Origin of the sequence: Flavobacterium sp. JAS (assembly GCF_020991455.1) — a bacterium.
Lineage (GTDB): Bacteria > Bacteroidota > Bacteroidia > Flavobacteriales > Flavobacteriaceae > Flavobacterium.
Genome location: NZ_JAJMOX010000002.1, coordinates 184,647 through 207,918 on the forward strand (window position 1 = coordinate 184,647; position 23,272 = coordinate 207,918).

The 23,272-nt window shown below is 35.9% G+C and carries 15 protein-coding genes; all 15 read left to right on the forward strand.

Features of this window, described 5'->3' with window-relative positions; all coding sequences use genetic code 11:
- Positions 1 to 2,382, forward strand: a complete 2,382-nt coding sequence (locus LPB88_RS03010; RefSeq protein ID WP_230712313.1) for a GH92 family glycosyl hydrolase — start codon at positions 1 to 3, stop codon at positions 2,380 to 2,382.
- A 110-nt stretch (positions 2,383 to 2,492) separates the two neighbouring features.
- Positions 2,493 to 3,785 (forward strand): hypothetical protein, encoded by a 1,293-nt coding sequence (locus LPB88_RS03015; protein WP_230712314.1) that lies wholly within the window; start codon positions 2,493 to 2,495, stop codon positions 3,783 to 3,785.
- A 427-nt stretch (positions 3,786 to 4,212) separates the two neighbouring features.
- A complete protein-coding gene (locus LPB88_RS03020; RefSeq protein ID WP_230712315.1) occupies positions 4,213 to 6,396 on the forward strand; it encodes a glycoside hydrolase family 3 protein in 2,184 nt (727 codons plus the stop codon).
- Between the two features lie 81 nt (positions 6,397 to 6,477).
- Complete coding sequence (locus tag LPB88_RS03025) at positions 6,478 to 8,736, forward strand: GH92 family glycosyl hydrolase (RefSeq protein ID WP_230712316.1); 2,259 nt, start codon at positions 6,478 to 6,480, stop codon at positions 8,734 to 8,736.
- A gap of 24 nt (positions 8,737 to 8,760) precedes the next feature.
- Positions 8,761 to 9,666 carry a metallophosphoesterase gene (locus tag LPB88_RS03030; protein ID WP_230712317.1) on the forward strand — a complete coding sequence of 302 codons (906 nt, stop codon included), beginning with the start codon at positions 8,761 to 8,763 and terminating at the stop codon, positions 9,664 to 9,666.
- Between the two features lie 82 nt (positions 9,667 to 9,748).
- Positions 9,749 to 12,100, forward strand: a complete 2,352-nt coding sequence (locus tag LPB88_RS03035) for a beta-galactosidase (protein ID WP_230712318.1) — start codon at positions 9,749 to 9,751, stop codon at positions 12,098 to 12,100.
- 410 nt (positions 12,101 to 12,510) lie between these two features.
- Positions 12,511 to 13,800, forward strand: a complete 1,290-nt coding sequence (gene fucP / locus LPB88_RS03040) for an L-fucose:H+ symporter permease (RefSeq protein ID WP_230712319.1) — start codon at positions 12,511 to 12,513, stop codon at positions 13,798 to 13,800.
- 51 nt (positions 13,801 to 13,851) lie between these two features.
- A complete protein-coding gene (locus LPB88_RS03045) occupies positions 13,852 to 15,471 on the forward strand; it encodes a UxaA family hydrolase (protein ID WP_230712320.1) in 1,620 nt (539 codons plus the stop codon).
- Between the two features lie 24 nt (positions 15,472 to 15,495).
- The gene (locus LPB88_RS03050) at positions 15,496 to 16,260 is read left to right on the forward strand and encodes an SDR family NAD(P)-dependent oxidoreductase (protein WP_230712321.1); all 765 of its coding nucleotides are present in this window, start codon (positions 15,496 to 15,498) and stop codon (positions 16,258 to 16,260) included.
- A 6-nt stretch (positions 16,261 to 16,266) separates the two neighbouring features.
- Positions 16,267 to 17,004 carry a (Fe-S)-binding protein gene (locus LPB88_RS03055; RefSeq protein ID WP_230712322.1) on the forward strand — a complete coding sequence of 246 codons (738 nt, stop codon included), beginning with the start codon at positions 16,267 to 16,269 and terminating at the stop codon, positions 17,002 to 17,004.
- 46 nt (positions 17,005 to 17,050) lie between these two features.
- On the forward strand, positions 17,051 to 18,424 hold the full coding sequence (locus LPB88_RS03060) for a lactate utilization protein B (RefSeq protein ID WP_230712323.1): 1,374 nt from the start codon (positions 17,051 to 17,053) through the stop codon (positions 18,422 to 18,424).
- Positions 18,425 to 18,445: 21 nt separating this feature from the next.
- Positions 18,446 to 19,030: an LUD domain-containing protein gene (locus tag LPB88_RS03065; protein ID WP_230712324.1), complete on the forward strand. Its 585-nt coding sequence runs from the start codon at positions 18,446 to 18,448 to the stop codon at positions 19,028 to 19,030.
- A 60-nt stretch (positions 19,031 to 19,090) separates the two neighbouring features.
- Positions 19,091 to 19,945, forward strand: coding sequence for a fumarylacetoacetate hydrolase family protein (locus tag LPB88_RS03070; protein WP_230712325.1), 855 nt, complete (start codon positions 19,091 to 19,093; stop codon positions 19,943 to 19,945).
- A gap of 290 nt (positions 19,946 to 20,235) precedes the next feature.
- The gene (locus tag LPB88_RS03075; protein ID WP_230712326.1) at positions 20,236 to 21,870 is read left to right on the forward strand and encodes a beta-N-acetylhexosaminidase; all 1,635 of its coding nucleotides are present in this window, start codon (positions 20,236 to 20,238) and stop codon (positions 21,868 to 21,870) included.
- A 211-nt stretch (positions 21,871 to 22,081) separates the two neighbouring features.
- On the forward strand, positions 22,082 to 22,771 hold the full coding sequence (locus LPB88_RS03080) for an alpha/beta hydrolase (protein ID WP_230712327.1): 690 nt from the start codon (positions 22,082 to 22,084) through the stop codon (positions 22,769 to 22,771).
- Positions 22,772 to 23,272: the final 501 nt, after the last annotated feature.

The window sequence follows — 23,272 nt, forward strand, 5'->3', positions numbered from 1 at the left end:
ATGAAAACCATTTTTAAAATAGTATTACTTTTTATAATGTCGATTTTACTTTTTTCTTGTTCAGAGAAAAAAGACGATTTCAATCCTGCTTCTTGGGTCGATCCGCAAATTGGTTCGGTACACGGGCGTTGGTTTTTTTACACGCCGGCTTCTTTGCCTTTTGGTATGGCAAAATTGGCTCCGCATACCAATGCTTATGGAAGTATGGGAAGTTGGGGACCCTGTGGATACGACGATCGTCATAACTCGATTGAAGGTTTTGGACATTTTCATGAATTTCAAATTGGAGGTTTGGTAGCCATGCCGGTAACAGGAAAATTGCAAACAATACCGGGAACTTTAGAAAAACCAGAAACAGGTTACCGATCTACTTTTGACAAAAAAGACGAACACGCTGAACCGGGTTATTATTCTGTTTTCTTAAAAGAATATGGAATTAAAGCTGAGTTGACAGCCACTGAAAGAGTTGGTTTTCACCGATACACTTTTCCAGAGTCTGCTGCATCACGTATTATTTTCGACATCGGACATCGTCAGGGCGAAAGCAGTGGTGTGACTGATGCTACAATGAAACTTTCAGGAAAAAATACTTTAGAAGGAAGTATAGAAACTTATCCGGAGTATTTAAAATTCTGTGATCCTGACAAACGTGTGAAAATGTATTTTGTAATTCAATTGGGTAAAACGCCAAAATCGTATGGTTCATTTATAGACGATAAAACTTCCGATAATCAAGCAGAAACTAAAGGAATCGGAAACGGAATGTACGTGAATTTTGATACTAAAAAAGGGGAAGTTCTCGAAATGCAAGTGGGACTTTCTTATACGAGTATCGAAAATGCAAAACTGAATTTGAAAACCGAAGCAACCGGACAAACTTTTGACGCAGTAAAAGAAACCGCTCACAAAAAATGGAATGAGAAATTAGGACGAATTAAAGTCGAAACCAAAGACAGTATCAACAAAGTAAAATTCTACACAGGCTTATATCATGCGCTTTTAGGACGCGGATTAGCGAGCGATGCTAACGGAAGTTATCCCAGACACGATGGTAAAATTGGTCATATTCCATTGAATGAAAATGGAAAACCAAAATACAATCATTATAACACAGATGGAATTTGGGGCGGATTCTGGAATTTGAGTCAACTTTGGGCCTTGGCTTACCCGGATTATTTGAGCGAATATATTCAGTCGAATATTGATTTTGCCAAAGAAACAGGTTGGTTACACGACGGAGTAGCTGCAGGAGCACATTCTAATGGTGTACAAACCAATTGTTTTGGTTTAATGATTGCTTCGACTTATAACTGTGGTATTCGTGATTTTAATGTAGAAGAAGCCTACCAGATTGCCTATAAAAATGAAACGGGGTATAGCAATCGACCGTTTGGCTCAGGAAAATACGATTTGGCATACTTTGTAAAAGAAGGCTATATTCCTTCTAAAGATACGCTGCTGGCTAATGGATGGACGTTTAATTTTGGTGCCTCGCATACGCTGGAATTTGCTTATACATCTTATGGTGTTTCTCAATTTGCCAAAGCTTTAGGTAAAAAGAAGGATTATGAAAAACTGATCAAACAGGCTGGAAATTGGAAAAATATATTTGATCCGGAAACCAAATTCATTCGTCCGAGATATGAAAACGGCAAATTCATCGAAAATTTTAATCCAATGCAAGCCTGGAGAGGATTTCAGGAGGCAAATGGTTATCAATATACCTGGTATGTTCCTCAAGATCCTGCGGGATTAATCAAAGTTTTAGGCTTGGATTTGTTCAACAAACGTTTGGAAACCACATTTGAAGAAAGCCAAAAATCGACTTTTGGCGGTGGAAAAGGAATTGATAGTTTCTCTGGATTAGAAATGCTTTATAATCATGGAAATCAGCCCTGTTTGCATCATGCGTTCTTGTTTAATTATTCTGGAAAACCATGGTTAACGCAAAAATGGTCGCGTGCGATTTGCGATGAATTCTACGGTGCAGAACCACTTCATGGCTACGGATTTGGTCAGGATGAAGATCAGGGACAATTGGGAGCTTGGTTTGTGATGGCCTCAATGGGATTGTTCGATGTTCAGGGACATGCGGCCATGAATCCAACTTTTCAATTTGGAAGCCCATTGTTTGATAAAGTGACCATCAAATTGAATAAAAAATATTATAAAGGGGATGAATTAGTGATTGAAACCAAAAACAATTCGAAGAAAAACAAATATATCCAAGCAGCTTCTTTCAACGGAGAAAAAATTGAAAATGCCTGGATTGATCGCAAAAAACTAACCAACGGAGGAACTTTAATTTTTGATATGGGAGCAAATCCAAACAAAAAATGGGGCATAAAAACACCACCACCATCGATGAGTACAAACAAATAAATTGATATCGGATCTGTTGGGTTTTTATAATCTTTCTGATAGCTATAAAAGGTTAAAAATTAAATCGGAGTCAATTTACAGATTTCAAAAAAAATAATATTTATCTACAGATGAGAAAAATTCTTTCTTCAATAGCGGCTCTTGTATTTGCATGTACTGCTATAGCGCAACAAAAAACAGTAATTGACAAAAAATTATCGGAGCAAATTAAAAATGATCAGTACATGCCTTTTGTGAAAAACAAGGCTTTAGCAGTAATGAAAACCGGTGTTAATGCCGGAGATGGTTATCGCGAAGTATGGATTCGCGATTATAATACCTTTATTGAGCTAGCGGCACAAGTTTCTAAAAAAGAAGATATAAAAGAGAATCTTTTAGTGTTTTTTAGAATGCAGGGCGAGGATGGAAACATTATTGATGGGTACACGCCTAAAGAACAAATTGGAGCAGGAGAAACTGATTTCTCTTATTCAAAATTAGAACCAAGATATGCCGCTCATAAAAATACGGTAGAAACAGATCAGGAAACTTCATTAGTACAAGCGGTTTATAAATACATTCAATTAACAGGTGATAAATCTATTTTGGCAGAAAAAGTAGGAGATAAAACCGTTGCAAAAAGACTAGAATGGGCAATGGATTTCCTGATGAAAAATCGCTTCAGTCAGAAATATGGTTTAATTACCGGAGCAACAACTGCAGATTGGGGAGATGTGCAACCAGAGGAAGGTTACGGTGTAGATGTTGATGGAAATACACATGTTGCCTGCGATATTTATGACAATGCCATGTTTATTGTAGCTTTGAATAACATAATGGAAATGATTCCGGCGACTAAAACGAAATGGAATAAAATTAAAACAGATGTAGCAAAAAATACCCGCACTTACCTTTGGGATGCTAAAAATCAAAAATATATTCCGCACTTGTATTTGAACGGATCGCCTTTTCCAGCTGATTTTGACGAGAATAATATTTTCTATTTTGGAGGTACAACCGTTGCAATGGAAGCTGGATTGTTGACTAAAAAAGAAGTAAAAGCTTCGTTAGACGAGATGGTAAAAAGAGTAAAAGAGGCCGGAGCACCTTCTATTGGTTTAACGCTTTACCCTCCTTATCCTAATGGTTTTTTTATAAACAAAATCATGAATCCAATTTACAGTTATCAAAACGGAGGAGACTGGACCTGGTTTGGAGCCAGAACGATTCAGCAATTAATTAAATACGGTTATGTTGAAGAAGCTTACAGAGAAGTACAACCAATGTTGAAACGTGTGAAAGATAATAATGGTTTCTTCGAATGGTATTCTGTAAAAAATGAACCAAGAGGTTCAGGCACTTTCAGAGGCGAAGCAGGTGTTTTATATACTGCGATTGTAATGTTCGAAAATTTCAATAAATAACAGCATTTAAATAGAGGTGAAGTTGATTAAATAGTAAATCAACTTCGCTTTTTTATAACAAAGATTTGGTTTTTAGAATACTGTAACTTTATATTATATCCTTTGAATCCTGGTAAAATTTTGATGGGGATAGTATTTGTAGAAAAACCAATGTTTTTTCTTTCCCATACAGGAGATGTTTCATAAGAAGCGTCTTTTTTTTTTAGAAGCTAGGGAAAGGCAATTAATAATTAAATAAAGATAATATCGAAGTAATATATAAACGCAAGTCATTATATCTTTCAATTTCTAAAAAGAATACGAATTTGATAGAAAATAGGCAAGAATGACTTTTGTCTGTTTAAGAATAGTTATTTTTAAAGTCTTGCTATTTTTTAGTTTTAATAGTAAGCTATTTTAGTGATAATCTAATTAAAATGCATCAGTAATGAATTGTTTAAGAAGCTACAGGTTTGTAATAATTTTTTGTTTTGGCGTGAGCATGCTGCAAGGCCAGCAAAAAGCACTTCCTTATAAAAATCAAAATCTATCAATCGATAAAAGAGTAGAGGATTTATTGAAACAATTGACTACCGAGGAGAAAATTTCCTTGTTAGGATTTGAAAGCAAAGCTGTGAAACGATTGGATATCCCACAATACAATTGGTGGAATGAATCTTTGCACGGAGTAGCAAGAGCAGGAAAAGCGACTGTTTTTCCGCAAGCTATTGCAATGGCAGCTTCTTTTAATGATAATTTATTGAATGAAGTAGCCAATTCCATTTCTACCGAAGCCAGAGCCAAGAATAATATGGCTATTGCCAAAGATCGCCGTTTGCAATATATGGGATTGAATTTTTGGTCACCAAATATCAATATTTTCAGAGATCCTCGTTGGGGAAGAGGGCAGGAAACTTATGGTGAAGACCCTTTTCTTACCGGAAAAATGGGAACGGCTTATGTCAAAGGATTACAGGGAACCGATCCAAGATATATGAAAACTGCAGCTTGCGCCAAACATTTTGCCGTGCATAGCGGACCCGAGAAAACAAGACATTCTATTGATGTTATTGTAGATGAAAAAGATCTCAGAGAAACCTATTTATACGCTTTCAAAAAACTTGTTGATGCTAAAGTTGAAACAGTAATGTGCGCTTACAATAGAGTAAACTCAGAGCCTTGTTGCACTGGAAAAACATTATTAACCGATATTTTACGTAAAGAATGGAAATTCGGAGGGCATGTTGTTACTGATTGTTGGGCATTACAAGATATTTACGACAGTCATAAAACCTTACCAAACAGTGTAACTGTTGCCGCAGCCGCAATCAAAGGTGGCGTGAATATGGATTGCAGCGGATTGTTGCAAAAAGATGCCATCAATGCCCTGAATCAGAAATTGATTACTACTAAAGATATCGATAATGCATTGGCTCCAACATTGCGCACACAGTTCAAATTAGGATTTTATGATAAAGCCGAGGATAATCCGTATCGCAAATATGGGATAGACAGTATAGCGAATACATATCACAGAAGTCTTAGCCGAAAAATGGCAGAGCAAAGTATGGTTTTATTGAAAAATGGAGAAGTAGGTGAGAATAAAACAAAGTTACTGCCTTTGAAAAAAGAGAATTATAAATCGCTGATGGTGGTGGGACCAAACGCTGCTTCATTAGATGCCTTGTTAGGGAATTACCACGGAATTACAGATAAAGCTGTAAATTTTGTTGAAGGAATTGCCGGCGCTGTTGATCCCGACACTCGTATAGAATACGATATGGGCTGCGATTTTACCGATACAACCAATTTTGGTGGGGTCTGGGCAGCTTCTATGGCCGATTTGACCATTGCTGTAATTGGTTTTACACCCGTTTATGAAGGTGAAGAAGGTGATGCTTTTCTCGCTGATGGTAAAGGTGATAGAAAAAATATGGATTTACCCGCTTCGCATATTGCGTACATCAAGGCACTTCGAAAAGGAAGTAAAAACCCTATTGTAGCGGTAATTACCGGCGGTAGTGCCGTTGATATTTCGGCAATTGAACCTTATGTTGATGCGATTGTTTTTGCCTGGTATCCAGGTGAACAAGGCGGAACGGCTTTGGCCAATCTTCTTTTTGGAAAAGTATCTCCCTCAGGACATTTACCAGTTAGTTTTTATAAATCTTTCAGCGATTTGCCAGATTACAGTAGTTATGCAATGGCCGGGAGAACCTACCGCTATTTTGATAAAGAAGTACAATATCCTTTTGGTTTTGGATTAAGCTATACCACTTTTGGATACAATTGGATTCAAAAACCAGAGAATATCAAATCGACTTCTGATAAAATTTCAATGCAAATTAAAATCGAAAACACAGGAAATTATGATGGTGATGAAGTGGCTCAGGTGTATGTTGAATATCCAAATGTAGACAGAATGCCGTTGAAAGAATTGAAGGCTTTTAAACGTGTGTCAATTTCAAAAGGAAATTCTCAAACTCTTACTTTGGAAATTCCATTAACAGAACTTCAAAAATGGGATGATACTAAAAAACAGTTTAAAATCTACGAAGGAAAATACAACCTGAAAATTGGTTCGAATTCGAGAGATACTATGTTGGAAACGAGTTTTGAAATTGTGAAGTAGGAGAATTGAGAATAAAAATAGAATAAAGAGGCAAGAGGCAAGATTTTATCGCTTTGCTCTTTTATAAAATAATAGAAGAAAATGAATAAAAAATTTAAATCAGCATTTTTTGCAATTTTAGGGGTTTGTACGCTGCAATTACATAGTCAGGTTTCTAAGCAAAATTTGACGCAATATGTAGATCCTTTTATTGGGACGGGATTTCACGGACATGTCTTCATGGGAGCAAATGTGCCTTTTGGAGCGGTTCAATTAGGGCCTGTCAATATTTCACAAGGTTGGGATTGGTGCTCGGGTTATCATTATTCTGATCCAACTATTATTGGATTCTCGCACACGCATTTAAGCGGAACCGGAATTGGTGATCTTGGCGATTTTCTTTTTATGCCCGCAGTTGGTAAAATCAATTTGAAAAAAGGAAGTGCCAAAGACATGGAAAACGGATATATTTCAGGTTTTGATCATAAAGATGAAGTGGCAAAACCAGGGTATTATTCGGTTATTTTGAAGAAAAACGGAATCAAAGCCGAAATGACTGCTTCTGAAAGAGTGGGTTTCCAGAAATATACTTTTCCGGCTTCAGATAAATCACATATCATCTTAGATTTGGTTGAAGGAATCGGTTGGGATAAAGCCGTAGATACTTACATCAGAGTAAAAAATGATACTTTGATAGAAGGCTATCGTTTTTCGAAAGGTTGGGCTGCTGATCAAAGAATTTATTTTGCAGCGATTTTGTCAAAACCAGCTAAGAAAATCCAATTGTATAACAATACCAAAGAGATGATTAATAAAGTCGTTTTGGGTGATAGTGCAAAAGCGGTACTTCAGTTTTCGACTTCAAAAGATGAGGTAATTAAAATTAAAGTAGGAATTTCGGCAGTAAGTACTGAGAATGCTTTAATGAATATCAAAAAAGAAATTCCAGGTTGGAACTTCGAAAAAGTAGTAACAGAGGCAGATGAAAAATGGAATAAAGAGTTGAATAAGATTTCGGTAAAATCGAGTGATTTTGCCAAAATGAAAACTTTCTACACTGCTTTATATCATACAATGATTGCGCCTTCTACTTATAATGACAGCAATGGCGATTATTATGGTTCGGATAAACAAGTGCATAAAGCAGCTGGATTTACGAATTTGACTACTTTTTCATTATGGGATACTTATAGAGGTGCAAATCCTTTGTTTAGCTTGACACAAACCGAAAAAGTTTCAGATATTATCAATTCAATGTTGGCGATTTATCAGGAAACAGGACATCTTCCGGTTTGGCATTTAATGGGCAATGAGACCTATTGCATGCCTGGAAACAGTGCCATTCAGATTGTTGCCGATGCGTATTTAAAAGGTATTAAAGGAATTGACGGTGAATTGGCTTTCGAAGCTGTAAAAGCAACTGCCATGCAGGACGATCGCGGATTAAATTTCGTAAAAAAAATAGGCTACATTCCGGCAGATAGTTTGAGAGAATCAGTAGCAATTGGGATGGAATATGCAATCTCTGATGGTGCAATTGCGATGATGGCTAAGAAAATGGGTAAAGCTGAAGATTATAATTATTTCTATAACCGCTCAAAAGCTTATCAGAAATATTACGACGCTTCGACCACTTTTGTGCGTGGAAAAGTGAGCGATACACAATGGAGAACACCTTTTGATCCGTTTAAATCGGCGCACATGAAAGATGATTTTGCCGAAGGAAATGCATGGCAATATACCTGGTTAGTGCCTCATGATGTTGAAGGATTGATTGCAATGTTAGGAGGAGAAAAACCTTTTACAAAAAAACTGGATAATTTGTTTGTTGTGAAAGGCGATATGGGAGCTGAGGCTTCAAGTGATATTACAGGTTTGATTGGGCAGTATGCGCATGGAAACGAGCCAAGTCATCATATTACATATCTATATAATTTCGTTGGACAACCTTGGAAAACTGCTGAAAAAGTACGCTATATCGTAGATAATTTATATAGTGACAAACCAGACGGATTATGCGGAAACGAAGACGTAGGACAAATGTCGGCTTGGTATGTTTGGAGCGCAATGGGAATGTATTGTGTAAATCCATTCAATGGGATTTATGTTTTTGGCAGTCCAACTATGGATGAATCAGTATTGAATTTGGTTGATGGAAAAAGCTTTACGGTGAAAGCTGTAAACAATAGCCAGAAAAACATTTATATCCAAAAAGCAACTTTAAATGGAAAAGCGTATGCCAAAAGTTATATCCTTCATTCAGACATTATGAAAGGCGGAGAATTGATTTTTACAATGGGAGAAAAACCGTCTAAAACCTGGGGAGTTTCTCCTAAAGACAGACCATATTCTGTAAAATAATTTTTCTAATCACAAAACCATAAAATGAAAAGAAGAGAATTATTAAAATATATTGGTTTAACTGCAGGAACGGTCGCTTTGAGCGGTTCGGCATCTATAATCACTGCTGCTAAAAAAAACACTAAATCTAAAAGAGTGTTACGTATTGCACATATCACCGATGTACACATCCGACCGGAAGAAAACGCACCGGATCGATTTGAAAAATGTTTAGAGGAAATAAAGAAACACAAAGTCGATTTTTTTCTAAATGGAGGAGATACCATTTTTGCGGCAGACTACGATAATATTACAAGAGACAGAGTAAATGAATTATGGAAAGTCTGGAGCGAAACAACCAAAGCAATAAGCGATTTTGAAATGCACAGCTGTCTTGGAAATCATGATATGTGGTGGGCAGCTCCGGATAAACAGGATTCAATGTATGGAAAAGATTATGTAGTGAAGCAACTCGGGATTCCAAATCGATATTACAGTTTTGACAAAAAAGGATGGCATTTTGTAATATTAGACAGTAATAACGGTGGAGGTTCATTAGACGAAGAACAACGTTTGTGGTTAGAAAAAGATTTGCAGGCTATTGCTGCAGGTACACCGGTTGTTTGTATGAGTCATTTCCCTATTCTGGCCGTATGTACGCATGTTGATGGAGGAAACCACACCGATTCTAAATACATCAGCGACCTTTTCTATAAACATAAAGACAAAAAAATCACTTGTATAAGTGGGCACATTCATTTGCTTGACGAGGCTGTATATAATAATGTACATTATTACTGCAATGGCGCATTGAGCGGTTTTTGGTGGGAGCCGGGTGATAAAGACTCTGCAGGAAAAAGCTTTTATAAGCAAACGCCTCCAGGTTATGCCATTATAGATTTGTTTGAAGACGGTTCTGTTAAGAATCAATATTTCCCCCATTCTTTTTAAATAACATAGAACTCGGAATTTTTAATCATTACCAGGCTGGATTTATATATTTAATTCAAGTTGCCAATTTAAAATATAAATAATGAAAAATACGATTGTACTTTTATCCTTGCTTTTCATTGTAAGTAAGGGACTATCCCAAAAATTGCCTGGAAGTGATCAGGCTATTAAGACCTCTACAGTTTTTAAAATAGGAGAAAATGATTTTCTGTTAAATGGAAAACCATATGTAATTAGATGTGGTGAAATGCATTTTGCGCGTATTGCTAAAGAATATTGGGTACATCGTTTGAAGATGGCCAAAGCAATGGGGTTGAATACCGTTTGTGCTTATTTGTTTTGGAATACTCATGAACCAGAACCAGGGCAATTTAATTGGTCTGGAATGGCTGATGCAGCTGAGTTTTGTAAGCTGGCTCAAAAGGAAGGTCTTTTTGTAATCCTTCGCCCTGGGCCATATTCTTGCGCAGAATGGGAGTTTGGAGGTTTTCCATGGTGGTTGCTTAAAAAGAAAGATATAAAGTTACGTACACAAGATCCGTATTATTTAGAACGTTGTCGTTTATACCTCAATCAGGTAGGGAAAGTTTTAGCACCTTTACAAGTGACCAACGGAGGCCCAATTATTATGACTCAAGTAGAGAATGAATATGGTTCTTATGGAGATGACAAGGAGTATATTGGTAAGATTCGCGATTATTTGGTCGAAGCTGGTTTTAATGTTCCTCTTTTTACTTGCGATGGACCTTCTCAATTAAAAAAAGATGTTCGCGAGGATATTTTTAGCGTGGTGAATTTTGGAGGTAATCCTGAATCTGGTTTTAAAGCACTACGGGATATCCGCCCAAAAGGACCTTTGATGTGTGGAGAATATTATCCGGGTTGGTTTGATTCATGGGGGACTAAACATCATACGGGTTCTGTTGACCATGTGGTAAAAGAAATCGGGTATATGTTAGACCAAAAAGCATCTTTTAGTATCTATATGGCGCACGGTGGTACTACTTTTGGACAATGGACAGGAGCTAATAGTCCGCCTTATTTGCCACAAACCTCTAGTTATGATTATGATGCGCCAATTAGCGAAGCAGGCTGGGATACCGATAAATTTTATGCGCTTCGAAAACTTTTTTCGGGCTATTTACAAGAAGGTGAAACCTTACCAGCAGTGCCAGCAAGAAATAAAGTAATAAAGATTCCAGCATTTTCTACTACAGAAATCGCCCCATTATTCTCTAATTTGCCTGCATTTGTTTCTGATACAAAGGTGAAAAATATGGAAGAATATGATCAGGGATATGGAAGTATTCTCTATCGTACAAAATTATCAGCAGCAGCGGCATCAACTTTAAATATCAAAGAAGTGCATGATTTTGCTTTGGTATTTATAAATGGAAAAAAAATTGCCACACTTGATCGAAGAAAAAATGAAAATAGTTGCAAGTTACCGGCTACAAAAGCAGGTGATGTTTTAGATATTTTGATAGAGGCCATGGGGCGTGTGAATTACGGAGAGGGAATGCACGACCGAAAAGGAATAACGGATAAAGTCATAATTAGTGATTCTAATGGAAAATCAACAGAATTAATCAATTGGCAAGTGTATCCAATGGCATTGAGTAATGATGGACCTCCTCAATATCTGAAATTTAAATCAGGTAAAACCAATATGCCTTCTTATTACAAAGGAGTATTTACTGTTAAAGAAATTGGAGATACTTTTTTGGATGTAAGTACTTGGGGTAAAGGTCTTGTTTGGATAAACGGACATTGTTTAGGCAGATTTTGGAATATTGGACCTACTCAAACAATGTATGTTCCGGCGCCTTGGTTGAAAAAAGGTTCTAATGAAATTACTATTCTGGACTATGTAGGGCCTGCAAAAAATAGTTTGATGGGATTAGAACTGCCTAAATTGGATGATTTAGCTATAAAAATGAAAATTGAAAAACACCGCAAGGAAAATCAGACGCTGCAATTAGGGGATAATATTCTTGTATATCAAGGTGGATTTAAAGATGGAATCGAATGGCAAACGGTTAAATTTAACAGTACTAAAGGAAGGTATTTTTGTATAGAAAGTTTGAGTTCACAAAAAAAAGATGATCCTTATACTACTATAGCCGAGTTATATCTTTTAGATGAAAAAGGAAAAGAGTTACCTCGTAATAAATGGAAAATTCTTTATGCAGATAGTGAAGAGATAGATGGCGATGATGGAAAAGCAGATAATGTTTTTGATCTTCAGAGTACTTCTATTTGGCATACAGAATGGAGCGAGAATTCCCCCAAACATCCTCATCAATTGGTGATCGATCTTGGAGAATCAGTAAATTGCAGTGGTTTGAAATATCTGCCTCGCCAAGATAATGCTAATGGAAGAATCAAAGATTTTAAATTGTATTTGAGTGGAAAAGCTTTTTCGGGTTTATAAATCGTTAAAAAGGTTGGGATCAGATCCAAAGAATAGAAAACAGAGATAAAATGATCTGACTAAGATGAACTTTACCTTTTGTAGTTGGTTTTGGGTGATACTATCAATAGAGTATTTTAATTAGTTTCTTGTCTTTAGGAACTTTAGCCAAGATTTATAATACGGAATCTACTTTTAGGGCTTTCAGTTTTTTTAAAACTGGAAGCTTTATTGCTTTAATAAAAACGATAAAGCACTATATTTAATTCGATAGCAACAACTTCAATTTTGATAAAGCGTTGTTTTCATAATTTATATTATTTTAAACAAAGATAATTACTAATTAAACAAGGGTAATATTGAATTAATAAATATATTTTAAGCTTTGTATTTTTATAATCGTAAAAAAGCATGAATTTAATAAAAAACATATGGCATTAACAACTCAAATAGATATCCAAAAGAATGTTAGTTCTAAAGAAAATAAAAAGTGGCTGTTTCCCTTTATATTGGTGACCAGTTTGTTTTTTTTCTGGGGATTTGTACACAATTTAGATCCAATACTTATTCCGCATTTAAGAAAAGCATTTAATCTTACCGATCTGGAATCTTCTTTGATTGACTCATCTGTTTTTATAGCCTATTTTGTTATGGCTTTGCCAGCGGGTTATATCATGAGAAAGTATGGTTATAAATCGGGTATCATGATAGGATTAGTGCTGTTTGGTATTGGTTCAATTTTGTTTGTGCCAGCTGCCAATTCATTACAATATATTTATTTTTTGGGTGCTTTGTTTGTTATAGCCTGTGGACTTACTTTTTTAGAAACGGCTGCCAATCCTTATGTAACCATATTGGGGCCATCTGAAACAGCGACCAAAAGACTAAACTTTTCACAATCGTTTAATGGACTGGCGGCTTTTATTGCCCCTGCATACATTGGTCCGATGATTTTATCGGGAAAAAATTTAACTCAGGCTCAAATGGATGCAATGACGCCTGCTGCATTACACGCTCATATTTTAGAAGAAGCGGCAAGTGTAAAAATGCCTTATTTGATATTAGGACTGATTATTTTATCAGTAGCTGTAGTTTTTTATTTTACCAATATGCCCGATGTAAAAGACGAAGATAAAGAAGGGGCAGACGGAGCTAGTTTTGCCGGAGCTTTGAAATCAATGCGATTGCGATGGGGAATTTTAGCACAATTCTTTTATGTTGGAGCGCAGGTTTGCGTGGGAAGTTTTTTTATCAAAATGGCCACTACTTCGGCAGGTTTAGATGAAGATATCGCTGCCAAATATTTAGGTTTTTATGGTCTTGCATTTATGCTGGGTCGTTTCGCAGGAACATTCTTCATGCAATATGTACAACCAAGAAAATTATTAATCATTTATGCAATGATAAATATTCTATTGTCAATATTAGCGATAGTAGGGACAGGAATGCTAGTGGTCTATACCTTAATAGCAATTGCATTTTTTATGAGTATCATGTTTCCAACTATTTTTTCAATGGGAATTGACGGACTTGGACATAATACCAAAATAGGATCTTCATTGATCGTAATGTCAATAGTTGGAGGAGCTTTACTTCCTCCGGTTTTAGGATTTATTTCAGATGTTACAGGAAGTATTCAAAATGGTTATGTAGTTCCTCTGACTTGTTTTTCAGTAATACTATTGTTCGCATTTAATGGACATAAAACAAATAAAGCATAATTCTATTTATATAAGATGTTAGAAAACGCAGTTAAAAGATTGGTGATAAAAATGCACCCGCAAGATAATGTACTGGTAGCTTTAGCCGATTTACCAAAAGGAGAAAGTGTAATTTTTGAAAAAGAGAATTATATCCTGCAAGATACCATTAAGGCAAAACATAAATTTTATATTGATGATTTGAAAGCGGGAGCTGAGATAATCATGTATGGTGTTCTGGTTGGAAAAGTGCAAAATGATGTTGCAAAAGGCAGCCTAATGACAACAGATAATCTTAAACATGCAGCAGAACCGTATCAGTATCGTGATGTTGATTTTGAATGGAAAGCACCAGATGTTTCAAAGTATAAAGACAGAACTTTTAAAGGATATAAAAGAAGCGATGGTCGTTTTGGAACTGCCAATTATTGGCTGTTTGTACCAACAGTATTTTGTGAGAACAGAAATCTTGATGTAATACGTGAAGCCCTGCATAATGAATTAGGGTATTCCGTGAGTGATAAATACACCCAATATACTCATAGTTTACTTGAAGCATTTAAAAAAGGAGAAAATCTGGACACCATAAATGTTCAATTGACTCCAGATGCAATTGCGAACCGCATCTTTAAAAATGTAGACGGGATTAAATTCCTAAATCATCAAGGAGGTTGTGGAGGCACGCGTCAGGATGCTTCTACATTGAGCGCTTTATTGGCTTCGTACGCAAATCATCCAAATGTGGCGGGTATAACAGTTTTGAGTTTAGGATGCCAACATTTGCAAGTACAGGATTTTACAAATGATGTCAAAAAACAAGATCCATCTTTTGATAAACCGATATTTATTTTTGAGCAACAACAGTCAAAAAGTGAAGAACAATTGATTGCCGATGCCATTAAAAAGACATTTGAAGGATTAATTGAAATAAACAAACAAGAAAGAATTCCGGCACCATTAAGCGAATTATGTCTGGGAGTTAAATGCGGAGGAAGTGATGGTTTTAGCGGGGTTTCGGCTAATCCGGCTGTAGGTTATACTTCAGATTTATTGGTAGCTTTGGGAGGTAAAGTATTACTGGCAGAATTTCCGGAATTATGCGGAGTAGAACAAAATTTAATTGATCGTTGTATATCAGAACCAGTTGCCCAAAAATTTATTGATTTAATGCAGTCTTATGATGCTTTGGCTCATAAAGTAGGTTCAGGATTTCACATGAATCCATCGCCGGGAAATATCAAAGACGGATTAATAACCGATGCTATAAAAAGCGCCGGAGCAGCTAAAAAAGGAGGGACAGCACCAGTAGTTGATGTATTAGATTATACAGAACCGGCAACAAAAGCAGGTTTGAGTTTGGTTTGTACACCAGGAAATGATGTGGAAGCAACAACAGGTAAAGCGGCATCCGGAGCAACCTTAATATTGTTTACCACGGGATTAGGAACTCCAACAGGTAACCCGGTTTGTCCTGTTATTAAAGTGGCTACAAATTCTATTTTGGCAAAAAAAATGAGCGATATTATTGATATCGACTGTGGTCCGATTATTAGCGGTGAAAAGTCAATCGAAGAAATGGGTGAAGATATTTTGGAATATTGCATTAAAGCAGCCAGTGGAGAAATTATTCCAAAAGCAGTTTTATTAAACCAAGATGATTTTATTCCGTGGAAACGAGGCGTTTCTCTATAATTTTAAAATTTTAAACAAAAACAGATGTTTTCATTACAAAATAAAAAAGCGGTTGTTACCGGTGGTGGCAGCGGAATTGGGAAAGCCATTTCGGTTTTATTTGCCAAACAAGGAGCTGAGGTACATATTATTGAATTAACCCAAGAAAGCGCCCAAAGGGCTGTTGAAGAAATAAAAGCAAATGGAGGAAAAGTATTTTCGCATGCTTGTAATGTTGCCAATCAACAAGAAGTATTGTCTACATTTGAAAAAATTGGAAATATTAATATTTTGGTAAACAATGCAGGAATTGCTCATGTTGGAAAAGTAGATACTACTCCTGAAGCAGATTTTGACCGAATTATGAATGTGAATGTAAAAGGAGTTTACAATTGTTTACATGCTTCTATACCACATTTTAGAAATACAGGCGGAGGAGTTATTTTAAATATGGCCTCGATTGCTGCATGGGTGGGGATTCCTGATCGATTTGCTTATTCTACGGCAAAAGGAGCTGTAATGGCAATGACATTATCGATAGCAAGAGATTATATGATCGAAAATATCCGTTGTAATTCTGTTTCTCCAGCGCGTGTGCATACACCTTTTGTAGATGGATTCATTGCCAAGAATTATCCGGGTCAGGAAGCAGAAATGTTCGAAAAATTATCAAAGTCACAACCTATCGGACGTATGGCAAAACCAGATGAAGTTGCAGCTTTGGCTTTGTTTTTATGCAGCGATGAATCTGGTTTTGTTACCGGTTGCGATTATCCTATTGATGGAGGTTTTATTAAATTAAATAACTAATTTATAATGAAGGTTGCCTTATTCATACCCTGCTATATAGACCAGTTTTACCCTAATGTGGGTATTGCTACCTTGCAGGTATTAGAAAAGTTAGGTTGCGATGTCACTTTTCCCCTGCAGCAAACTTGCTGTGGTCAGCCTATGGCTAATAGTGGTTTTGCAAGTTTGAGTAAGGGTTGCGATATAAATTTTGTTAAAAATTTCTCTGGATTTGATTATATAGTTGCGCCTTCAGGGAGTTGCGTTTTGCATGTAAAAGAGCATTTGCAGGATGATAAAAATCCGCAAGAAGCATTACAGATTCGTAGTACTATTTATGAACTCACCGAATTTTTAACCGATATCTTAAAAGTAAAAAGTATTAAAGCCAGTTTTCCTTATAAAGTCGGGATGCACAATAGTTGCCACGGACAAAGAGGATTGCATCTTTCTTCAATGACAGAAACAATGCTGCCTGAATTCTCTAAGCCGGAACAATTATTAAAAATGGTCGAAGGTATTGAGTTGAGTAAACCAAAACGAAATGATGAATGTTGTGGTTTTGGAGGTACCTTTTGCGTGTTTGAAGAGGCAGTAAGCGTAAAAATGGGTAAGGACAGAATAAAAGAGCACGACAATAACGAGGTAGATTATATTACCGCAGGAGATACCAGTTGCCTGATGCATCTTGAGGGTATATTAAAACGACAAGGAAGTAAAGTAAAGACCATTCATATTGCTGAAATATTGAATAGTTTATTATAAAAAAATGCAATTAGTCTTTAGTAAAGAGTAGAATAAATTTAAAAGCATGAAGGTAAAACACGCTGCATTAGCGCAAAAGTTTATAGCTGACGAGCCTAGAACCGACTGGCACGACGAAACTTTGTGGTTTGTTCGTGAGAAGCGCGATAAGGCCGCTCATGGTTTACCGGAATGGGAGCAATTAAGAGAATGGGCTTCGCAGATAAAGAACAACACACTTTCAAATCTTTCTAATTATTTAAAAGAATTTGAAGAAAAAGCTACAGCAAATGGCATAAAAGTGCATTGGGCTTCAGACGCTAAAGAACACAATGAGATAATTCATAAAATTATCAAAAAACACGGGATTCAGAAAATTGTCAAGAGCAAGAGTATGTTAACCGAAGAGTGTCATTTGAATGAATATTTACAGCATAACGCAATAGAAGTGGTTGATACTGATCTGGGAGAACGTATTGTTCAATTCAGAAAAGAACCGCCAAGTCATATTGTGTTGCCGGCCATTCACTTAAAAAAAGAAGATGTAAGTGCTACTTTTCATGAGCATTTGCAAACTGAAAAAGGAAATAATGATCCACAATATTTAACCGAAGCTGCAAGACAACACCTGCGTAACAAGTTTATAGAGTCAGAGTTAGCCATTACCGGAGTCAATTTTGCCATTGCTGAAACGGGAGGTTTTGTAGTTTGTACCAATGAAGGAAATGCCGATATGGGAGCTCATACAGCGCCTGTACACATTGCTTGTATGGGCTTTGAAAAATTAATTCCAAAAGCAGAGCATTTAGCTGTCTTTTTGAGATTATTGGCCAGAAGCGCCACAGGTCAGCCTATTACAACCTACTCGAGTCATTTTCATAAACCAAGATCAAATCAGGAAATGCATATTGTGATTGTAGATAATGGCCGCAGCAAACAATTGGGAAGGGAAGATTTTAGAAATTCATTAAAATGCATCCGTTGCGCGGCATGTTTTAACACTTGTCCGGTATACCGAAGAAGTGGCGGACATAGTTATCATACTGCTGTTGCGGGACCAATTGGTTCTATTTTAAATCCAAATTTAGATATGAAAGCCAATGCCGATTTGCCTTTTGCATCGACCCTGTGTGGTAGTTGCAGCAATGTATGTCCGGTTAAAATCAATATTCATGAGCAGTTATGGAAATGGAGACAAGTAATTGTTGCTGAAGGGTATGTAACAGCCAGTAAAAAAATAGGCATGAAGGGAATGAGTTTCGTATTCTCGAATCCTAAAGTGTATCGTGCGATGGGAAAAATGGGAAAAGGTGTGATGCATTTGTTTCCTTTTATGGTAAATAATAAATTAAATCTTTGGTTCAAACAAAGAGAAATGCCAGTAGCTCCCAAGGAATCTTTCAGGGATTGGTATTTAAAGAATGGGAAAAACCAAAAATAAAACATTGGCTAATAAGAGAATATGAGTGCAAGAGAAAATATATTGAATGCCATAGCAATGAATCAGCCTGAACTGGTCGAGCTTCCTGTTATAGATATTGCAGCTGTTATTGACTATGATAATGCTTATGCGCAGTTTAAAACGGTATTGGAAAGCATTGGCGGTAAAGTAGAATTGATCTCGGATATAGCTGTACTAAAAGAGCAATTAATCGGGGATAAAACAAACGGAAGTTTTGTAATAAATACTATAGCCGCACTTGGAGATGTAGATAAACAAGTAGCTTTTTTGCCAGCATTTGAATTAGAAAAAGTTGAAAAAGCGTATGTTGAAGGTGCCCTTGGAGTGGCAGAAAATGGCGCCGTTTGGGTTTATGAAAGCCAAATGATAAATAGACTTGTTCCTTTTATATGCCAGCATTTGATTTTGGTGATTGAGAAAAAAAACATTGTAAATACGTTACATCAGGCGTATGAAAAACTAGAGGTATCAAGAGAAGGATTTGGAGCTTTTATAGCCGGACCTTCTAAAACTGCCGATATAGAACAGTCATTGGTAATAGGAGCACATGGGGCAAGAAGTGCTACAATTTATGTAATTGAATAAGCGACAAGGATAATGTTGTCTGAAAAAATAAGAGAAGTATAATATAATAAAAGTAATAAAATGAAACTAATACGATTTGGAGAAGCCGGTAAAGAAAAGCCAGGTATTTTAATAGGAGAAAAAAGATTTGATGTCTCTTCAATAGTAACGGATTATAACGAAACATTTTTTGAAGAAAACGGATTAGAGAAATTAAAAAAAGCATTAGAAAGCAATCCAACTTTACCTGAAGTTGATTCGAATGTACGTTTAGGTTCTCCCGTGGCCAGACCTTCAAAAATAATTTGCATTGGTTTAAATTATGTAGATCATTGTTTAGAAACCAATGCACCAATTCCGGCCGAGCCAATTATCTTTTTTAAATCAACTACATCTTTATGTGGCCCAAATGATGATTTGATAATCCCTAAGAACAGTGAAAAAACAGATTGGGAAATCGAGTTGGCTTTTATAGTGGGTAAAAAAGCAAGTTATGTAGAAGAAGCTGATGCTTTAGATTATGTTGCCGGGTATGCTTTACTTAATGATTATAGCGAAAGAGCTTTTCAAATAGAACGCGGAGGACAATGGGCAAAAGGAAAAGGATGTGATACATTCGCTCCGCTTGGACCTTTTTTGGCTACTCAGGATGAAATTGCAGATGTGAACAATATACCAATGTGGTTAACAGTAAACGGGAAAAAATTTCAAAACAGTAATACCTCTAATTTGGTATTCAAAATTCCTTTTTTAGTGCATTATTTAAGCCAGTTTATGACTTTGCTTCCAGGTGATATCATCAGCACAGGAACTCCTCCGGGTGTTGGTTTAGGAATTAAACCAGAGCCTATTTACATCAAAGCAGGAGATGTAATCGAATTAGGAATGGATGGTTTAGGCAGCAGTAAACAACATGCAGTAGCTTACACAAAATAGATTAAGATACTACAGGAAATATTGAATATAAAGTTTAACAATAATGTTATAACCAATAAATCTCCCGCAAAGGCGTGAAGTCGCAAAGCATAAACACAATTATTGTCTTCTTTGTGGAAATGACAAAACATTCGTGCCTCTGCGAGATTAATTTTATAAAAAGCTTAACTTAATAACATCAAGTTTCAGAAATATGTTTTTAAGTAAATCTGTTACGAATTTTTCTTAAAGTGTTATCGTACACATTGTATTTTTTTTTAGTTTTAACAATAATTAATAAAATAGTAAACATGATAAAGTCATTTTTCTTTTCACTTCTTTTATGCAGTACATTGTCGTTTGCGCAGGAAGTAAATATCATTCCCCAGCCAGTAGAAGTGGTTAGAAACACCGGAAATTTTGTAATTAATTCACAAACAAGCCTGGTTGTTACCAATAAAGAGGATAATGCTACGGCTGCTTTTTTGAATGGTTATTTGTTTAATTATTATGGATTTAAATTGGCTGTTGTAAAAAAAGCAGATAAAAATTCCATTAAATTAATAAGTCAAAAGAATATTGATGGACTTAAAGGTGAAGGCTATAGGTTCAAATCAGATAAAAATGGTGTTGAAATTAATGGTAATTCTCCCATGGGAACTTTTTACGGAATGCAAACTCTTATTCAATTATTGCCTGTAGAAAAAAGTAATAGTCTTGCAATTGCAGCTGTAGCTATAAAAGATCAACCCCGTTTTGCTTACAGAGGAGCAATGTTGGATGTTGGGCGTCATTTTTTCTCGGTTGAATTTGTTAAAAAATACATCGATTATTTAGCCTTGCATAAAATGAATTATTTTCATTGGCATTTAACAGAAGATCAAGGTTGGAGAATTGAGATCAAAAAATACCCAAAACTTACTGAAATTGGTTCTAAAAGAAATGGAAGCATTATTGGCAGTTATCCTGGTAAAGGAAGCGATAATACACCAGAAGGAGGTTTTTATACTCAGGAAGAAGTAAAAGATATTGTAAAATATGCCTCGGATCGTTTTATAACGGTTATTCCGGAAATTGAAATGCCAGGACACAGCAGCGCCGCTATTGCTGCTTATCCGCAGTTGAGTTGTTTTCCAGAGGAGAAAACGAATCTTCCCGATAATATGATCTCTGATAAGAGCAAGCAGGAAATGGCAAAGGGAAGAAATAAAATTGTTCAGGAAACCTGGGGAGTTCATACCGATGTGTTTGTTCCATCAGAATATACTTTTAAATTTCTGGAGGATGTTCTCGATGAGGTGATCGCTTTATTTCCATCAAAATACATTCATGTGGGTGGAGACGAATCTCCTAAAGATGCTTGGAAAAGAAGTGCGTTTTGTCAGCAAATGATAAAAGATAAAAATTTGAAGGATGAACATGGTCTTCAAAGTTATTTCATCCAGCGCATGGAAAAATATATTAATAAAAAAGGAAGAACCTTAATAGGTTGGGACGAAATATTAGAAGGAGGTCTTGCACCAAATGCTATTGTGATGAGCTGGAGAGGCGAAGAAGGAGGCATTGCGGCCGCAAAGGAAAATCATCAGGTAATTATGACTCCGGGAAGTCATGTTTATTTAGATCATTCTCAAACTAAGAACGAAAAAGAAGTTACAATTGGAGGTTATTTGCCAATAGAAACAGTGTATAGTTATGAGCCAATTCCTAAAGAGCTGAATGAGCAGCAAGCAAAATATGTATTGGGAGCTCAAGGTAATGTTTGGACAGAATATATGGCTAATCCTGCCAAAGTAGAATATATGATATTCCCTCGTCTCAGTGCTTTAAGCGAAGTATTGTGGTCTTCAAAAGAAAGTAAGAACTGGACTGAATTTCAAACAAAAATTGAAACGATGAAAAAGCGATATACGATTTGGGGAGCTAACTATTTTACTGGGCAATAATTGGTAATCAGAACTTTTATTATTGCATAAAGGTGATTTACAAAAATTATATAACAAATAATTCTGTAGGGAAGAGGTTGGTCGAAAATAATAGAAAAATTTTAACATGATACAAAAAAAAGAATCGAAGACCTATTAATTGATTCTAACTAGCTGTTTTTGAGTTGTAAAGAAGTAACTTTATGTTTTAATAATTTAAAATGTAAAACTTATGAAAGCTAAAGATTTGACCATTATTCTGGTTCACGGTGCTTGGGGTGATGGTTCGCATTGGCAACATGTTATTCCTGCATTGGTAAAAGAAGGTTACAAAGTACGTAGCGTTCAAAACCCTTTAACCTCTTTGCAAGATGATATAACAAAAACAAAAGATTTAATTGATGCGCAAGACGGGAAAGTTCTATTAGTAGGACATTCTTATGGAGGGGCGGTAATTTCAGGGGCAGGACAACATGAAAAAGTTGTAGGCTTAGTATTCATTGCTGCATTTGCACCCGATACAGGCGAGAGCCTAGGGGCTCTTTTAGGGCGTAGAGCAGGTTCAGGTGGGGCTAGTATTTATCCGGATTCAAAAGGTTTTTTATGGATTAAGTACGATGAGTTCCACAAATCATTCTGCCAGGATTTAGACGAAAATAGTGCCTTGATAATGTCTTTATCTCAAAGGCCTATACATGGACAATGTTTTGGAGATCAAGCAGGTGAACCCGCATGGAAAACACAGCCAAGTTGGTACCAGATTTCGAATCAGGATAATATGATTCCTCCAGAAACGCAGAAAGAAATGGCAGAGAGAATGAGTCCCAAGAAAATTATTCAATTCGATTCCGGTCATGCCTCTTTGGCATCACATCCAAAAGAAGTAACAGCATTAATTTTAGAAGCAGCTGCAACTCTTTAAAATATTTTAAAACCGCTGATACTTTCGTTAGCGGTTTTTTTTAGTCTTTTGTTTTGCATTACAATTTTAAGGTTTAATTATTAAAATATTTGTGCTTTATTTTTCTTACAATTGTAAAAAAAGGAAAATATTTACAAAGATGGTCACTATTGGTAGTTGTAGGTATTTAGTGTGTTCGAACACATATTTTAATGTGTTCGAACACACTTTTTTTGTTTTCCCTTTTTTTATTAATAAAAAATTATATAGTTTAGTAATATAATTGTTGCTAATTGTGTTATTTTATTTAATTAAATATGGTTTTAGTGTTGTTTTGTTGATGTTTTTTAATTGTTTTAAGAAAAAAACTAGTGATTAAGTGTTGTTGGTTTTTTGTTACTCTTAAAATAGAAGCATAAATAGGCATCTATCATACTGAATGTACTAACTATATTTTTAAATTATTTGAGTCTAATGAATATGAATTTATCATTAGCGTGGTTGGCTATGTCCTGGCTAGAA

Coding starts and splice junctions, on each gene's coding strand:
- LPB88_RS03035 (WP_230712318.1), top strand. CDS start 9,749: ATGAAAAATACGATTGTACTTTTATCCTTGCTTTTCATTGTAAGTAAG.
- LPB88_RS03075 (WP_230712326.1), top strand. CDS start 20,236: ATGATAAAGTCATTTTTCTTTTCACTTCTTTTATGCAGTACATTGTCG.
- LPB88_RS03020 (WP_230712315.1), top strand. CDS start 4,213: ATGAATTGTTTAAGAAGCTACAGGTTTGTAATAATTTTTTGTTTTGGC.
- LPB88_RS03045 (WP_230712320.1), top strand. CDS start 13,852: ATGCACCCGCAAGATAATGTACTGGTAGCTTTAGCCGATTTACCAAAA.
- fucP (WP_230712319.1), top strand. CDS start 12,511: ATGGCATTAACAACTCAAATAGATATCCAAAAGAATGTTAGTTCTAAA.
- LPB88_RS03070 (WP_230712325.1), top strand. CDS start 19,091: ATGAAACTAATACGATTTGGAGAAGCCGGTAAAGAAAAGCCAGGTATT.
- LPB88_RS03030 (WP_230712317.1), top strand. CDS start 8,761: ATGAAAAGAAGAGAATTATTAAAATATATTGGTTTAACTGCAGGAACG.
- LPB88_RS03050 (WP_230712321.1), top strand. CDS start 15,496: ATGTTTTCATTACAAAATAAAAAAGCGGTTGTTACCGGTGGTGGCAGC.
- LPB88_RS03065 (WP_230712324.1), top strand. CDS start 18,446: ATGAGTGCAAGAGAAAATATATTGAATGCCATAGCAATGAATCAGCCT.
- LPB88_RS03025 (WP_230712316.1), top strand. CDS start 6,478: ATGAATAAAAAATTTAAATCAGCATTTTTTGCAATTTTAGGGGTTTGT.
- LPB88_RS03080 (WP_230712327.1), top strand. CDS start 22,082: ATGAAAGCTAAAGATTTGACCATTATTCTGGTTCACGGTGCTTGGGGT.
- LPB88_RS03055 (WP_230712322.1), top strand. CDS start 16,267: ATGAAGGTTGCCTTATTCATACCCTGCTATATAGACCAGTTTTACCCT.
- LPB88_RS03060 (WP_230712323.1), top strand. CDS start 17,051: ATGAAGGTAAAACACGCTGCATTAGCGCAAAAGTTTATAGCTGACGAG.
- LPB88_RS03010 (WP_230712313.1), top strand. CDS start 1: ATGAAAACCATTTTTAAAATAGTATTACTTTTTATAATGTCGATTTTA.
- LPB88_RS03015 (WP_230712314.1), top strand. CDS start 2,493: ATGAGAAAAATTCTTTCTTCAATAGCGGCTCTTGTATTTGCATGTACT.